The following is a 14,132-nucleotide window of genomic DNA, read 5'->3' as shown; positions in this document are numbered from 1 at the left end:
CGCCGCGCCTCAGGACACGGCGAATTTCAGCAGCTTGATCGCGGCGAAATCGCTGACATCGCCGCCCACGCGCTTGGTGGCGTAGAACAGAACATGCGGCTTGGCGCTGAACGGGTCGCGCAGCACCCGCAAGTCGGGGCGTTCGGCGACGGTATAGCCCGCGCGGAAATCGCCAAAGGCGATGGAATAGCTGCCGCCCGAAATGTCGGGCATGTCCTCGGCGATCAGCACCGGATAGCCCATCAGCCGCGCCGGTTCGCCCGCCGACAGACCGTCCGACCACAGGAAGCGGCCGTCGAGATCCTTCAGCTTGCGCACGGCGCCCGCGGTCTTCGAATTCATCACGAAGGTACCGTTGGCGCGGTAGCGCGCGCCCAGGGAATAGACCAGATCGACGATGGCATCGGCGGGGTTGGTGGCGTCGAAATCGCCCGAGGTGCCGGTGACCACATAGCCCAGGTTGCCCCAGGACCAGCTGGCATCGGCCACCATCGTCTGGGTCAGGAAACCGGTCGGCTTGTCGCTGCCATCCCCATTGATGAAGGCGTCGGCCTCGGCGCGGGCGAACTTGTCGCTGATGCGCTCGGCCAGCCAGCCCTCGACGTCGAAGGCGCTGTCATCCAGCAGGCGTTGGCTGGCCTTGGGCAGGGCCGACAGTTCGAACAGCTCGATCGAGATCCGGTCGACGCCGGGCGTCGAGGTCTCGGTCACGCTGGTCTCGTCGTTCCAGCCCGCCCCCATGTCGGTGGTGTCGACCAGCACATCGTAGGAGGTGGCGTTCACATGCACCACATTGGCGATCTGGCGGATCGAGGCCGCGCCCAGCAGGGACGAGCTGATCTTGTCAGAGGTCTGCGGGTCCAGCAGATAGCCGCCGTCGCCGGTGATGGCCAGCGCCTTGCCCTCCAGTTCCAGGCCACGCAGGCCATCGTCATCACCGGTACGCAGATAGGCGCCAATGGCCTTCTGGTGCGGGGCCTCGGTGGCGGCGGCAGAGGCAAGCGCCGGGCGCGCCGCGGTCAGGGATTTGCGGTCAAGCATGGTCAGTCGGCTTTCCTGTTGTTGAAGTCGTGCATCAATGTCGGAACGGAAGTCACTGAACTCCCGCATGAAATCCGACACAGCGGATTTCACCTCGGCCACCGGGGAGAGGCTCTCCCCGGCCCGAGGGCCCGTCTCGGTCTTCGCCATCATCATCTCCTCGGATGGTCACTGAGAAAGAGCGCCCTAGCGGCCCCTCATTTCGGCACTCACGGCCCGAAAGGCCGCCGCCACTTCGCGCAGGGCATCGTCGGCCAGGGTCTCTCCCTTGGCGGCGACCCGCGCACTGGGCAGCATCGGGAAGGTCACCAGCGACACCTCCCAAAGCTCCAGTTCCGTCAGGAGCCTGCGGCCCCCCGCATCCTTCGCGGCCCGCTTGGTGCGATAGCCGATGGACAGCCCGTCGATGGCGCCCGCGCGCACCAGGGCGGCGGCCTCGCGGCCCTTGGCCACGCTGTCCAGCAGGCGGCCCTTCACCCACAGCCCGGTCTCGTCCTCGCGGATCTCTTCCCAGACGCCGATCGGCTGGGCCGGGTCGTGCTGCCACAGCATCTTCACCCGCCGCCCCTCTGCCGCGATCCGCGACAGCGAACCCGCATAGGCGCCCTTCGCCACCACGTCGCCGCCCTGGTCGCAGGCGCCGAACCGCGAGGCGTAGCCCTCGATCTGCAAACCGTCCGCATCTACCACCAGTTCGGCGTCGAACCGGTGGAACTTGCACTCCAGCCTGCTAAGATCCTGAATATCCATCACTCTCTCCATCCCGCGCCGCGTCACGGCAGCTGTTCGATGATTGACTGAAAGGCCTGGGCCAGGATCACGCCGACGATGCCGAAGACGGTCAGCCACAGGCGTTTTTCCAGACGTTCCACCAGTTGCTCCAGCCGCTCGATCCGGCCGTGCAGGGCCTCGATCTGCATCCGCGACAGGCGCTCGTGCGCCTCCAGCCGCAACGAGGGGCCGCATTCGAAGGCCTCGTAGCCGCCCGCGCGCCGCGGATCGCGGACCTCATTCATCGCCGGTGTCCTCGGGCGGCAGGCCCAGCAGGGCGCGTTTCTCGGCCCGGCTCAGGAAATCCGCCCCGGCCACCCGGGCCCATTGCGCGTCGCGCTCGGCCGCCAGGGCGGGCACATGATCCATGTCCGGGCTCAGGCGCAGATCCTCGCCGCTGAACCGCTCCAGCCATTCGCCCAGGGCGGCGGTCACACGGCTGGCCAGCGGCAGCACCGTCAGCCGGTAGAAGGCCCGGTGCGCCTCCTGATAGTTGGCATAGGTGGCCTCGCCGGGGATCCCCATCAGCATGGGCGGCACGCCGAAGGCCAGGGCGATCTCGCGCGCGGCGGCCTCCTTGGTCTTCTGGAACTCCATGTCCGAGGGGCTGAAGCCCATGGGTTTCCAGTCCAGCCCCCCTTCCAGCAGCATGGGTCGGCCCGCATTGGCCGCGCCCTGGTGGTGCATCTCCATCTCGGCAACCAGGCGGTCGTATTGATCCGCGCTCATCACCCCTTCGCCGTCCAGCCCGCTGTAGACGATGGCCCCCGAGGGGCGCGCGGCATTGTCCAGCAGGGCCTTGGACCAGCGCGAGGCGCTGTTGTGCACGTCGACCGCCTGGGCCGCCGCCTGCATCGGCGACAGGCCGTAGTGGTCATCCTGCGGGTGAAAGCTCTTCAGGTGGCAGATCGGCGCCCGCGGGCCGGTCACGTCGAAACGGTGTTTCTGTCCGCCCACCTGATATTCAAAGGCCACCGGCCAGCCATCGGCGCCAGGCACCAGGTTCATCCGGTCCGAGCGCAGCACATGCAGCTCGACCGGCACCCCCTCCTCCGGCGCCACGGCCTCCAGATAGCCGTTGCCCGACAGCAGGATCTGCCCGTAAAGGCTTTCCAGCAGCTCGGCGCGGCCCTGGGCCGGGTTCGGCGCGCGCAGCAGGCGCAGCACCGGGTGTTCCGCATAGCGGCGCTCGGCATCCTGCAAGACCAGCGGCAGGGCGGCGGCGGCCTCGGCGATCATCTTCACCGCGCGAAAGCCAACCGGGTTCCCCATGAAACCGGTGCGGGTCAGCGAGGCGGCGTCACGCGGGCTCCAGGCGACGCGCCCGGCCGAGTGATAGGCGATCACCCGTCCCGTGGCCGAGGCCTTGCGCTCTGGCGCGGCGACCGAGCCTGCGCTGTCGCGACGGAAATAGTCGATGACCCCCATGCGTCTCTCCTTCTGCCTTGCGGCGGTTGCCTGCGGGGCCTCCGCACTCCGGCGGCCCGTTGCGAAGAAACCTCTGATCATTTTCTTAAGAACCGCCTCCGGCACCGTGCGCCGCCCCTCAACCTCCTGTTCAAAAAGGAGAAAGGGCGCCAACCCTTGCGGATCGACGCCCCTTTGCAGTTTGCAGGCTTCGCAGGGTTGGCTTTGCAAAGCGCCCTACAGCACCCGCAACTGCGGCTTCTTGCGCGGTGAGGCACTTAGCATCAGCTCGTGCAGGGCCCAGACCAGCGCATCCAGCCGGTCGGGGCTGCCGCTGCCCTCCCAGCCCTGCCGGGTCATCTGGGCCAGCTGATCCTCCAGCACGCCCAGACCGCGCGCATGAAACACCCGCCCCTGCTCGTAAAGCGCCGCCACGGGTTCGGCCCGGGCGGCCTTGCCGCGCAAGGCACGAACCTGCTTCAGCGGCACCAGCGGATCGACCTGGCGGATCACCGCCTCGACCAGATCGCCGCCCTGGTTCACCTCGGCCACGATCCGATCGGCCCCGTGGCGCGCCATGGCGGCAATCGCCGCCTCGGCCCATTGCACGGGGCTGGCGGCGCGCAGGCTGGCATCCTCCAGCACATAGGCGCGCCAGGCCTGCACCGGGCCGCGCGCCACGATCCCGGCGACGATGATCCCGCATTCGTCCGATCCCGCGTGGCCCGTCACCGGCGGATCGACGGCCACCACCACCCGGTCCAGTTCTGGCACCGCCTCGACCTGGGCGGCGGCCAGCATCGCCCCGGTCCACAGCGCCCCCTCGGCCTCGTCCATCATCAGCCCGTCCAGCTCTTGCCGCCCCAGGCGCGTCCCCGCATAGCGCGCCCGCACCTCCTCCAGAAAGCTTTCGGCCAGATGGGCCCGGTTGGCCTCGGTCGGCGCATGGGTCACCACAGTCGAGGGGCTGTTCAGCAGCCGTTTCAACACCCCCACATTGCGCGGCGTGGTGGTGACGCAGACCCGCGGATCCGCGCCCAGGCGCAGCGCGAATTGCAGCATGTCCCAGGTCGCCTCGGCCTTATTCCACTTGGCCAGCTCATCCACCCAGGCGCCATCGAACTGCGGCCCGCGCAGGGCCTCGGGATCGCCTGCCGACAGGGCCATGGCCTCGGCCCCGTTGGGCCAGACCAGGCGGCGGCGGCTGGCCTGCCATTCGGGGCGGCGATCCGGGGGCGAACAGGCCAGGATGCCGCTTTCGCCGAAGATCATCACGTCGCGCACCTGGTCGTAGGTCTCACCCACCAGGGCCAGCCGCCGACAGGCGCCGGAATCCAGCGCCCGCGCCCCTTCCACCTGGGCCCGCACCCATTCCGCCCCGGCCCGCGTCTTGCCCGCGCCGCGCCCGCCCAAGATCACCCAGGCCCGCCAGGCCCCCTCGGGCGGCAACTGATGCGGCATCGCCCAGAAATCGAACAAAAAAGGGAGAGCGCGAAGCTCTCCCTCAGCCAGGTTATCCAGAAACCGGGCCTGTACATCCGCATCTGCGGAGGCGATCCAGGCGGCACCCGATCGTAGCCCTTGCGGCATCGAGGTCGATGTCATCTCCCCCGCTCCCTGTCCCGTTCCGCTGTCGTACTCCATCGAGTTTCGCCTCCATCTCCAATACAAACCGGACCCAGCTCCGGATTTCCGTACACATCCGGCTGGCGTCCTTGACGCCCTCGATCTCGCCCGCGCGCACCCTGTCCTGCACACGTTCCAGATCGGCCGCGATGTCGCGCATTTGCCGTTCGACCGTCTCGACCGCGTCGCGCAGCCGAGCTTCTTGTTCTGCGATATTGTCCATCGTCTGTTCTTTGCCTCGCGCATTATCGTTGTCCCCCCGACACGAGCCGCACGAAAAAACGGCCCTGGGGAAAGCCCCCGGGCCGTTCGCTCACTTGTTCCAGCATGGCACAACTTATAGGAGAGACCGTGCGCTGTGTCAAACCGGGGCAACGGGCGCGCGCTGCAACGACTTGTTAAGGTCACCCCCGAAAACGCGACAACCCGCTGAAATATCAGCGGGTTGCGCAGGGTTTCTAAGACGTGAAGCCGTTACTGGTTGGCCCGTTCCGCCTCGATCTCGCGCCAGCGCGCGACGTTGCGGTTGTGCTCGTCCAGGGTCTCGGCGAAGGCGTGACCGCCGGTGCCATCGGCCACGAAGAAGACGAAATCGGTCTCTGCCGGGTTCACCGCCGCCTCGATCGAGGCGCGGCCCGGGTTGGCAATCGGCGTCGGCGGCAGGCCCGAGATCACATAGGTGTTGTAGGGCGTCTCGGCGCGCAGCTCGCTTTGGCGCAGGCCACGGTTCAGGATGCCCTCGCCGCCCGTCACGCCATAGATCACCGTCGGGTCGGTTTGCAGACGCATCCCGCGCTTCAGCCGGTTCTCGAAGACAGAGGCCACGGTGCGGCGCTCGTCCGGCACGGCGGTTTCCTTCTCGATGATCGAGGCCATGATCAGCACCTCTTGCGGCGTCGCCAGCGGCAGGCCGTCCACCCGGTTGGCCCAGGCCTCGGCCAGGATCGCGCTTTGCCGCGCCTGCATCTCGTCAACGATCTCGGCCACCGGCGCGCCCCGGGCGAACTCGTAGCTGTCCGGCGCCAGGCTGCCCTCGGCGGGGATCTCGTCCAGGGTGCCCTGCAACTCTGCGATCGCGTTCAGCAGTTGCACCACCTGCCAAGAGGTCACGCCCTCGGCCATCTGCACGCGGAAACGGGTGTCGGCCGCGGCCTGCACCTGGGTAAAGGCCGCGGGCACCTCGCCCCCCTCGCCGGGCACGAAACGCGCGCGCTCGACAAAACGGGTGGTGGCCGGGTCCAGCTCGCGCACCAGCACGTCGGACTGGCGCACCCCCACGCGATAGACGATCTCGGTGCCACAGGTCGAGGCGCCGCCCCGGGTCACGATATCGACGATCTCTTCCATCGACGAACCCGCAGGCACAAGGAAGGCGCCCGCCTTCAGGTCATCGGCCTTTTCGGCATAGTCGGCGCCGATGCGGAAGATCGAGGCATGGGTCACCGCGCCCCGCTCTTCCAGGTTGGCACTGACCACCCGCATGTTGGACCCACGGTCCACCTGAAGGCAGATCGCCTCGGCCAGGGGCCCGGGCTCGACATATTGCCGCTGCCCCCAGATCAGGGCGCCCGCCAGCAGGAAGACCGCCACGATCAGCAGGGTAAAGCCGTTGGAGGCGACGGATTTCCACATGCTCAGCGCACCTTGCCGAAGACCAGCGAGGCGTTGGTGCCCCCAAAGCCGAAGCTGTTGGACAGGGCCACGTCGATCTTGCGCTCGACCTTGGCATTGGGGGCCAGGTCCATCTTGGTCTCGACCGCGAGGTTCTCAAGGTTGATCGTCGGCGGCGCAACCTGGTCGCGGATCGCCAGGATCGAGAAGATCGCCTCGATGGCGCCCGCCGCGCCCAGCAGGTGGCCGGTGGCGGATTTCGTCGACGACATGGTGACGTTGGGGGCGTGCTCGCCCATCAGACGTTCCACCGCGCCCAGCTCGATGGTGTCGGCCATGGTCGAGGTGCCGTGCGCATTGACGTAATCCACGTCGGCAGGGGTCAGCCCCGCACGTTTCAGCGCCATTTCCATGCAGCGCCGCGCGCCGTCGCCATCCTCGGATGGCGCGGTGATGTGGTAGGCATCGCCCGACAGGCCATAGCCCAGGTACTCGCCATAGATCTTGGCGCCACGGGCCACCGCGTGTTCGTACTCTTCCAGCACGACGATGCCCGCGCCCTCGCCCATGACGAACCCGTCGCGGTCCGCGTCATAGGGGCGGCTGGCCTTCTCGGGCTCGTCGCCACGCTTGGTGGACAGGGCCTTGCAGGCGTTGAAACCCGCGATGCCGATCTTGCAGATCGCCGCCTCGGCGCCGCCCGCGACCATCACGTCCGCATCGCCCCACTGGATCAGACGGGCCGCATCGCCGATGGCATGGGCGCCCGTCGAACAGGCGGTGACGACCGAGTGATTGGGGCCCTTGAAGCCGTATTTGATCGAGACCTGACCCGAGATCAGGTTGATCAGCGCACCGGGCACGAAGAAGGGGGACACGCGGCGCGGGCCCTTCTCTTCCATCATCACGGCGGTATTGGCGATCGAGTTCAACCCGCCGATGCCCGAACCGATCAGCACGCCCGTGCGCTCCAGCGCCTCGGCATCTTCCGGGGTCCAGCCCGCATCCTCAACAGCCATCTGGGCCGCGGCCAGGCCGAACAGGATGAAGGTGTCGATCTTGCGCTGTTCCTTGGGGGCCAGCCAGTCGTCGGCGTTGAAGGTGCCGTCGCTGCCATCGCCGCGCGGGACCTCGCAGGCATAGGTGGTCGCCAGACCTTCGGGATCGAACTGGGTGATCGGACCGGCGCCCGATTTGCCTTCCAGGATCCGGCTCCAGCTTTCTTCGACACCGCAGGCCAGCGGCGTCACCAGGCCCAGACCGGTAACAACGACACGACGCATGTATTCTGCCCCTTTGAATTGCTCTCCGACCGCTCTTACCCGAGGGCGCGGGGCCGGGGCAAGGCTTCCGCGTTTACCCTGTCCGCTTTGGGCGGGCAAATTCAGGGTTCCACGCGGTTCCACGCGCGGCATGGGCGGGGGCTCTGCCCCCCCTTGAGCCTGCGGCTCAATTCCCCCCGGGATATTTCTGGCAAACGAGAAGATCAGGGGTCGGGCGCCCCTCGGCCACATAGTCGCGCAGGAAGGCGGCCAGGGCGGGCTGGCGGTCGGCCAGGGCGGTGGCTATATCACCGGCCAGGCGGTGGTCGGCGGCCTCGGGGGCACCCTCGGCGCGGATCGCGGCGAGCCCCGCGCCATCGGCCCACATCTGCATGGCATGGGGCAGATCCCGCGCCCCGTGCCAGCCCGCATAGCCGCCCGCCAGCTGCACCGCCACAAAGGGCCGTTCCGCCGGGACATGATCAAGGCAAAGCGCGGCCAGCCCGTCGCCCGCCCCCTCCAGCCAGTCCGCCAGGGTGCGCAGCACCGCCATATCCTCGGGGCGCAGGCGCAGCCCAGTGGGCAACCAGGGATGGGCATGGTCGGGGGCGTTCATCGACAGGCCGCGAAACGGTGCGGCCGCGCGACGCTGGCGTTGCGCGCAGAACAGGACCTGGGCGTAGAACTCCAGCACCGGCTCGCTTTCGGGGGCGATCTCGACCAGCCAGGGCAGCGCCGCATAGCTGACCGGGTACAAATCCTCCTGGTGGTGCAGTTCCTCCCAGAACAGATGCTGCGCCTCGGCCACGTCCCAACGTGCCGCCAGCCGCCCCAGTTGCCCAGGCACGTCGCGCACGCCGTAGGGGCCGTAAAGCCGGGTCCAGATCGGATCAGACAGCTCTAGCCGCATGATCCCGCCCTCCTTGATTGCCAAACACGTTCTGCACCATGCAAAAGGGGCCCCCGCCGCATCCGGCAGGAGCCCCCTCTATCACTTGCGGCGGCGTATTTCACGCCCCGCCTCCATCACCGCCCTCAGGCCGCTTCGGAGATGAATTTCACCGCGTCGCCGAAGGTCTGGATGTTCTCGGCGGCGTCATCGGGGATCTCGATGCCGAACTCTTCTTCGAAGGCCATGACCAGCTCGACGGTGTCCAGGCTGTCTGCGCCCAGGTCGTCGATGAACGAGGCGTTCTCGGTCACTTTTTCTTCTTCCACGCCGAGATGCTCGACAACGATTTTCTTCACGCGCTCTGCGACATCGCTCATAGGTCTTCCCCTCACGTCACATGGGCCAGTGGCCCGTTTCTTGCCTCGCCCCGGCGGGGCAGCTTCCAATGCCCTTGCGGGCTCTTCCGCCCCGCATCGCGAGGCGCGGGGCCATGGCCCCGAAGGACCCTTACCCGCAAAATCTGCGCCGCCTATAGCACATGGGTCCGGTAACGCAAACGCTTTCGGGACGCTTTGCCAAGCTGGGGCCTTGCGCCCGGCTTGGCAAGACAGAACGGCCCGGGAATTGCATCATTTGCCCCTGCGGACGCCCGGAAAATCAGCGTGGGACGCGGGACAACCCCAAGCGGGGCAACAAAAAACCCCGGGCGCGGTGCCCGGGGTCGATGTTCCGGCCAAGAGGCGCGGAAGTCACAGCATCGCCATGCCGCCGTTGACGTGCAGCGTGCTGCCGGTGACATAGCCCGCCTCGGGGCTGGCCAGATAGAGGACCGCCGCGGCGATCTCTTCCGGGGTGCCCATGCGGCCTGCGGGAATCTGCGCGTCGATCTTGGCCTTCTGATCGTCGTTCAGCTTGTCGGTCATCGCGGTGGCGATGAAACCGGGGGCCACGCAGTTGGCGGTGATGCCCCGGCTGGCAACCTCATAGGCGATGGACTTGGTCATGCCGACCATGCCCGCCTTGGAGGCGGCATAGTTCACCTGGCCAGGGTTGCCGGTGGCACCGACGATGGACGAGATGTTCACGATGCGGCCCCAGCGGGCCTTCATCATCGGGCGCATCACGCCCCGGCACAGGCGCATGGTTGCGGTCAGGTTGACGTCGATCACCGACTGCCAGTCCTCATCGCTCATCCGCATGAAGATCTGGTCGCGGGTGATGCCGGCGTTGTTCACCAGGATGTCGAGGCCGCCCATGGCGGCGATGGCGGCCTTGGGCAGGTTGTCCACGGCCTCGGCATCCGAGAGGTTGCAGGGCAGCACATGGGCCCGCTCGCCCAGCTCGGCGGCCAGTTCTTGCAGCGGGGCCTCGCGGGTGCCGCTGAGGCCCACCGTCGCGCCTGCGCCATGCAGCGCCTTGGCGATCGCCCCGCCGATGCCACCGCTGGCGCCGGTCACCAGCGCCGTCTTGCCCGTCAGATCAAACATTCCGTGTCTCCTAAAAAAAGCAGAGCCCCGGCCCTGCCCATTTGGTCTTTCAAATATCGCGAAAGGGGGCCGAGGGCAAACCCCGGCCCCGAAAGCTCCGTCGCCCGATCAGTCGCCAGGCGCCATCACGGCGCGTACCTCGTCGGGGGTGCCGACCTGCTTGCAGGCAATGGCGCGCTCGATGCGGCGGATCATCCCCGACAGGGCCTTGCCCGCGCCGATCTCCCAGATCTCGTCGACGCCCTGCCCGGCCATCCAGGCGACGCTTTCGCGCCAGCGGACCGAGCCGGTGACCTGTTCGACCAGCAGGGCCTTGATCTCGGCCGGGTCGCTGACCGCCTCGGCGCGCACATTGGCGACCAGCGGCACGGCGGGGGCGTTAAAGGTGACATCGGCCAGCGCCTCGGCCATGGCCTCGGCGGCAGGCTGCATCAGGGCGCAGTGGAAGGGGGCGGACACGGGCAGCAGCACGGCGCGCTTGGCGCCCCGGCCCTTGGCGATCTCGACCGCGCGTTCCACGGCGGCCTTGTTGCCCGAAATCACCACCTGGCTGGGATCGTTGTCATTGGCGGCCTGGCAGACCTCGCCCTGGGCCGCCTCGGCGGCGACGGCAGCGGCGGTGTCGAAATCCAGGCCCAGCAGGGCGGCCATGGCGCCCTGGCCCACGGGCACGGCGGCCTGCATGGCGCGGCCACGAATGCGCAGCAGACGCGCGGCATCGGCCACGCTGAGGCTGCCCGCGGCGGCCAAAGCGGAATATTCGCCCAGCGAATGGCCCGCCACGAAGGCCGCGCTGTCCAGCGTCAGCCCCTCGGCCTCCAGCGCGCGGAAGGCGGCCAGCGAGGTGGCCATCAGCGCGGGCTGGGCGTTTTCGGTCAGCGTCAGCTCATCGGCGTCACCCGACCAGATCAGCGCCGAAAGATCCTGGCCCAGGGCCTCGTTCACCTCGTCGAAGACGGCTTGCGCCTGCGGATAGCTTTCGGCCAGGGCCTGGCCCATCCCGATGGTCTGTGCCCCCTGCCCGGGGAAGACAAATGCACGGCTCATGACCGCCTCCTTCATCCGTAGTCACGGTATTCATATGCGTTCAGGTGGAGCGGCAGATAGCCCCTGCGCGGCTCCATGTCCATGCAAACCCGGCGTGCCGCGCTGCGGCGGGGGCCGGCGCGCGCCGGCCGCGCAGGGTCCATCCCGGCCCTCGCCAGCCCCTCGCGGCCGCTCTTCGGGACCGGGCCCCTGACAGGAATGCACATCTGCTGCGCGTCCCCCGGGAATTGTGCAATGCTGCACCGCAGCTAGATTTGGCTCGACGAAAGCGCGCCCACGGCCCCCCGTCCCGCGCGTGCCCGCAGATCCGACCCGAGGACAGCCCGCCATGCCCCTTTCCGATTCCCCCGCCCATTACGGCGCCGTCACCCGTGCCATCCACTGGCTGACCGCGCTGCTGATCCTGCTGGCCTGGCCGCTTGGCCTTTACGCCCATGCCCTGGCCGAGGAGATCCCGCAGCTGACCGGCGCCGAACAGGCCGCCCAGGTCAGCCTGACCGCCACCCTGTTCTCGGTGCACAAGACTATGGGCGTGGCCGTGGTGCTGGTGTCGATCCTGCGGCTGCTCTGGGCCTGGGTGCAGCGCCGTCCCGATCTGCTGAACGGCGAACACCGGACCGAGGCCCTGGCCGCCGAGACCGTGCATCTTCTTCTCTACGTCCTGCTGATCGCCGTGCCCGTGACCGGCTGGATCCACCATGCCGCCACCGCCGGTTTCGCGCCGATCCTCTGGCCCTTCGGCCAGTCCCTGCCCTTCGTGCCGCAAAGCGAGTCCGTGGCGGCGCTGTTCACCACCCTGCACTGGGCCCTGGCCTGGATGCTGGCGGCGGTGCTGGCGCTGCATGTGGCAGGCGCGCTGAAACACCATGTGATCGACCGTGACGCCACCCTGCGCCGGATGCTGCGCGGCACCCCGGCGCCGGGCAGCGCCGCCCAGCCCGGCCATGCCCTGCCCGCCGCCGCCGCCCTGGCGCTGCTCTTGGCGGTGATGGGCGCAGGCCTGGCCCTGCGTCCCGCCGCCCCCCATGCGGCCCCGGGCACCGAGGCCATCGCCGCCCCCACCCTGGAGGCCAGCGCAGGCGGCGAGTGGCAGGTGACCGAGGGCACGCTCTCCCTGTCGGTCACACAGTTCGGGAATGTGGTCGAGGGGCAGTTCGCCGACTGGACCGCCCAGATCGACTGGAATGAAGACGCCGCCCCCGGCGTGGCGGGCCATGTCACCGTCACCGTCGCGATCCCCTCGCTGACCCTCGGGTCGGTCACCAGCCAGGCCCTTGGGGGCGACTTCCTGGCCGCCGAAGACCATCCCACGGCGATCTTCGACGCCGATCTGGTGAAACTGCCCGAGGGCGGCCAGCGCGCCGAGGGCACCCTGACCCTGCGCGGGCAAACCATGCCCCTGGCCTTCCCCTTCGAGCTGGCAATCGAGGACGACACGGCCACCGCCTCGGCCAGCTTCACCCTGGACCGGCGCGACTTCGGCGTGGGCGCGGGCATGACCGACGAAAGCTCTGTCGCCTTTGCCGTCTCGGGCGGCTTCGAGCTGAGCGCGACACGCGACTGACCGGGGCCTCCCTCCCCCTCTCAGCCTGCAACGGAAAGGGCGGCCCCCGGGGCCGCCCTTTTCCTTGGCGCGTCCTTGGGCCCCGCGGCGCGGCTCAGGGCCCCTCGGGCAGGTCCAGCGCCTCGGTGATCCAGCCCAGGCGCTCTGTGCTGTGATACTGCTCTGTCGGGGTCACATCCTCGGGGTGCTCCAGCAAGGCGGCGTAGAAATGCCGCTCGCCCGGGGCATCGTCGCTTTCGTAGAACAGCGGCGATCCGCAGGTGCCGCAGAACCCGCGCCGGTGGCCCGGGCTGCTGTCCCAGACGCGCAACGCGTCCCCCTGCAAGCGCCAGCGCCCATTGGCCTGGCCAATCCAGGTGGTGAAGGGCGCGGCGCAGGCCCGACGACAGCTTTCACAATGGCAATGGCCAACCCAGTTGGCCGCACCGCGCAGCTCGAACCGGCAGGCCCCGCAGAGGCAATGGCCCCGCAGAACGGTCTTTTCCGGCATCGACATGGCGGCCCTCCCTTCCCTGCCCGTGCCACGAGCAGAGCAGCGCGCCCGCCCCCGGTCAAGCTTGTCCCCGGTCAAGCCTGCCCTCGATGCATAAAGGGCCGCCCCTTGCGGGACGGCCCTTCTCCGACCGGACGGCGTGGGGATGCACCCCGCCCCGCCGGAATGGCGATCAGCGGATCACTCGGCCTGCATGGCCTCGATCGAGATCTCGATCTCGACCTCGTCGCTGACGTAGGGGGCGAACATGCCCATGTCGAAGTCCGAGCGCAGCACGGTGGTGGTGGCGTCGAAACCGGCCCACTGCTTGCCTTCCATCGGGTGCTCGCCCAACTGGTTCAGCTTGGCATCCAGCACGACTTCCTTGGTCACGCCGTTGATGGTCAGGTCACCGGTGATCAGGCCGGTGTCTTCGCCGGTCACTTCGATCGAGGTCGAAGTGAAGGAAACGTTGTCATTCTCTTCCGCGCCGAAGAAATCGGCGGTCAGGAAGTGCTGGGTGCGGGCGTCGATGCCGGTCAGCAGCGAGGAGGCGGGGAAGGCCACTTCGACCGAAGAGGCGGCGGGGTCTTCGGCGTCGAACAGGATCGTGCCGTCGAAGCCCGAGAACATGCCGAAGCCGGTCGAGAAGCCCAGGTGGTTGTAATGGAACACGATCTGGGTGTGGGTGTTGTCGAGGGTATATTCCACCGGCTCCGCAACGGCGGCAGTGGCGGCGGCGAGCGTCAGGGCGGAGCCGAGCAGCAGGGTCTTCATGGGGTCTATCCTCTTTCGGGGGATGCGGTTGTGATGGGCAAAAGGTTGCTGCGATGCCGCATCATCGCAATTCCACAGAAGCCCACAGGACCTGTGGATCTGCGAACAATGTCTCGCGGAATGCTGCCGATCCGTGCACAGGCAAGCGGCGGCCCCTCTGCGCAGCTCGCCTTCA

Annotated in this window: 15 protein-coding genes; 1 reads left to right on the top strand and 14 read right to left on the bottom strand. The window is 68.2% G+C overall.

Annotated elements, in window-relative coordinates; genetic code table 11:
* Positions 1-9 precede the first annotated feature (9 nt).
* The 12 genes from ACRARE_RS07025 to fabD all read right to left on the bottom strand — a co-directional run bounded on the left by ACRARE_RS07025 (position 10) and on the right by fabD (position 11,144).
* Positions 10-1,191 carry a phage major capsid protein gene (locus ACRARE_RS07025; protein WP_432655712.1) on the bottom strand — a complete coding sequence of 394 codons (1,182 nt, stop codon included), beginning with the start codon at positions 1,189-1,191 and terminating at the stop codon, positions 10-12.
* Positions 1,192-1,227: 36 nt separating this feature from the next.
* Positions 1,228-1,791 carry an HK97 family phage prohead protease gene (locus tag ACRARE_RS07020; RefSeq protein WP_432655711.1) on the bottom strand — a complete coding sequence of 188 codons (564 nt, stop codon included), beginning with the start codon at positions 1,789-1,791 and terminating at the stop codon, positions 1,228-1,230.
* A 23-nt stretch (positions 1,792-1,814) separates the two neighbouring features.
* Positions 1,815-2,057 carry a GTA head formation protein, RCAP_rcc01685 family gene (locus ACRARE_RS07015; protein ID WP_432655710.1) on the bottom strand — a complete coding sequence of 81 codons (243 nt, stop codon included), beginning with the start codon at positions 2,055-2,057 and terminating at the stop codon, positions 1,815-1,817.
* On the bottom strand, positions 2,050-3,240 hold the full coding sequence (locus ACRARE_RS07010) for a phage portal protein (RefSeq protein WP_432655709.1): 1,191 nt from the start codon (positions 3,238-3,240) through the stop codon (positions 2,050-2,052). Before ACRARE_RS07010 ends, ACRARE_RS07015 begins: the two co-directional genes overlap by 8 nt.
* 216 nt (positions 3,241-3,456) lie before the next feature.
* Positions 3,457-4,824, bottom strand: coding sequence for a DNA-packaging protein (locus ACRARE_RS07005; RefSeq protein WP_432655708.1), 1,368 nt, complete (start codon positions 4,822-4,824; stop codon positions 3,457-3,459).
* Positions 4,733-5,068 (bottom strand): hypothetical protein, encoded by a 336-nt coding sequence (locus ACRARE_RS07000; RefSeq protein ID WP_432655707.1) that lies wholly within the window; start codon positions 5,066-5,068, stop codon positions 4,733-4,735. The genes ACRARE_RS07005 and ACRARE_RS07000 overlap by 92 nt, the downstream gene beginning before the upstream one ends.
* Positions 5,069-5,319: 251 nt before the next feature.
* Positions 5,320-6,477: an endolytic transglycosylase MltG gene (mltG, locus tag ACRARE_RS06995; protein WP_432655706.1), complete on the bottom strand. Its 1,158-nt coding sequence runs from the start codon at positions 6,475-6,477 to the stop codon at positions 5,320-5,322.
* A 2-nt stretch (positions 6,478-6,479) separates the two neighbouring features.
* Entirely contained in the window at positions 6,480-7,739 is a 1,260-nt protein-coding gene (fabF, locus tag ACRARE_RS06990) for a beta-ketoacyl-ACP synthase II (protein WP_432655705.1), read from the bottom strand.
* A 166-nt stretch (positions 7,740-7,905) separates the two neighbouring features.
* Positions 7,906-8,628 carry a hypothetical protein gene (locus tag ACRARE_RS06985; RefSeq protein ID WP_432655704.1) on the bottom strand — a complete coding sequence of 241 codons (723 nt, stop codon included), beginning with the start codon at positions 8,626-8,628 and terminating at the stop codon, positions 7,906-7,908.
* Positions 8,629-8,753: 125 nt separating this feature from the next.
* Positions 8,754-8,987, bottom strand: a complete 234-nt coding sequence (locus tag ACRARE_RS06980; RefSeq protein ID WP_119840776.1) for an acyl carrier protein — start codon at positions 8,985-8,987, stop codon at positions 8,754-8,756.
* A gap of 372 nt (positions 8,988-9,359) precedes the next feature.
* Positions 9,360-10,097: a 3-oxoacyl-ACP reductase FabG gene (gene fabG, locus ACRARE_RS06975; RefSeq protein ID WP_432655703.1), complete on the bottom strand. Its 738-nt coding sequence runs from the start codon at positions 10,095-10,097 to the stop codon at positions 9,360-9,362.
* Positions 10,098-10,205: 108 nt separating this feature from the next.
* Positions 10,206-11,144 (bottom strand): ACP S-malonyltransferase, encoded by a 939-nt coding sequence (fabD, locus tag ACRARE_RS06970; RefSeq protein WP_432655702.1) that lies wholly within the window; start codon positions 11,142-11,144, stop codon positions 10,206-10,208.
* Positions 11,145-11,472: 328 nt separating this feature from the next.
* On the opposite strand from fabD, the gene ACRARE_RS06965 reads away from it, so the two are divergent.
* Positions 11,473-12,708, top strand: coding sequence for a cytochrome b/b6 domain-containing protein (locus ACRARE_RS06965; protein WP_432655701.1), 1,236 nt, complete (start codon positions 11,473-11,475; stop codon positions 12,706-12,708).
* 94 nt (positions 12,709-12,802) lie between these two features.
* Here the strand turns inward: ACRARE_RS06965 and ACRARE_RS06960 are convergent, their stop codons facing one another.
* Together ACRARE_RS06960 and ACRARE_RS06955 are read right to left on the bottom strand one after the other, a co-directional pair.
* On the bottom strand, positions 12,803-13,204 hold the full coding sequence (locus tag ACRARE_RS06960) for a GFA family protein (RefSeq protein WP_432655700.1): 402 nt from the start codon (positions 13,202-13,204) through the stop codon (positions 12,803-12,805).
* A gap of 177 nt (positions 13,205-13,381) precedes the next feature.
* Positions 13,382-13,957, bottom strand: coding sequence for a YceI family protein (locus tag ACRARE_RS06955; RefSeq protein ID WP_432655699.1), 576 nt, complete (start codon positions 13,955-13,957; stop codon positions 13,382-13,384).
* Between the last annotated feature and the right edge of the window lie 175 nt (positions 13,958-14,132).

The sequence above is a fragment of the Pseudooceanicola aquaeponti genome (genome assembly GCF_050897975.1).
GTDB lineage: Bacteria > Pseudomonadota > Alphaproteobacteria > Rhodobacterales > Rhodobacteraceae > Pseudooceanicola.
This window is presented reverse-complemented; position numbering and strand designations above follow the sequence as displayed.

Excerpts from the sequence above, each read along its gene's own strand:
- ACRARE_RS07025 (WP_432655712.1), bottom strand. The coding sequence starts at position 1,191 with ATGGCGAAGACCGAGACGGGCCCTCGGGCCGGGGAGAGCCTCTCCCCG.
- ACRARE_RS07020 (WP_432655711.1), bottom strand. The coding sequence starts at position 1,791 with ATGGATATTCAGGATCTTAGCAGGCTGGAGTGCAAGTTCCACCGGTTC.
- ACRARE_RS07015 (WP_432655710.1), bottom strand. The coding sequence starts at position 2,057 with ATGAATGAGGTCCGCGATCCGCGGCGCGCGGGCGGCTACGAGGCCTTC.
- ACRARE_RS07010 (WP_432655709.1), bottom strand. The coding sequence starts at position 3,240 with ATGGGGGTCATCGACTATTTCCGTCGCGACAGCGCAGGCTCGGTCGCC.
- ACRARE_RS07005 (WP_432655708.1), bottom strand. The coding sequence starts at position 4,824 with ATGACATCGACCTCGATGCCGCAAGGGCTACGATCGGGTGCCGCCTGG.
- ACRARE_RS07000 (WP_432655707.1), bottom strand. The coding sequence starts at position 5,068 with ATGGACAATATCGCAGAACAAGAAGCTCGGCTGCGCGACGCGGTCGAG.
- mltG (WP_432655706.1), bottom strand. The coding sequence starts at position 6,477 with ATGTGGAAATCCGTCGCCTCCAACGGCTTTACCCTGCTGATCGTGGCG.
- fabF (WP_432655705.1), bottom strand. The coding sequence starts at position 7,739 with ATGCGTCGTGTCGTTGTTACCGGTCTGGGCCTGGTGACGCCGCTGGCC.
- ACRARE_RS06985 (WP_432655704.1), bottom strand. The coding sequence starts at position 8,628 with ATGCGGCTAGAGCTGTCTGATCCGATCTGGACCCGGCTTTACGGCCCC.
- ACRARE_RS06980 (WP_119840776.1), bottom strand. The coding sequence starts at position 8,987 with ATGAGCGATGTCGCAGAGCGCGTGAAGAAAATCGTTGTCGAGCATCTC.
- fabG (WP_432655703.1), bottom strand. The coding sequence starts at position 10,097 with ATGTTTGATCTGACGGGCAAGACGGCGCTGGTGACCGGCGCCAGCGGT.
- fabD (WP_432655702.1), bottom strand. The coding sequence starts at position 11,144 with ATGAGCCGTGCATTTGTCTTCCCCGGGCAGGGGGCACAGACCATCGGG.
- ACRARE_RS06965 (WP_432655701.1), top strand. The coding sequence starts at position 11,473 with ATGCCCCTTTCCGATTCCCCCGCCCATTACGGCGCCGTCACCCGTGCC.
- ACRARE_RS06960 (WP_432655700.1), bottom strand. The coding sequence starts at position 13,204 with ATGTCGATGCCGGAAAAGACCGTTCTGCGGGGCCATTGCCTCTGCGGG.
- ACRARE_RS06955 (WP_432655699.1), bottom strand. The coding sequence starts at position 13,957 with ATGAAGACCCTGCTGCTCGGCTCCGCCCTGACGCTCGCCGCCGCCACT.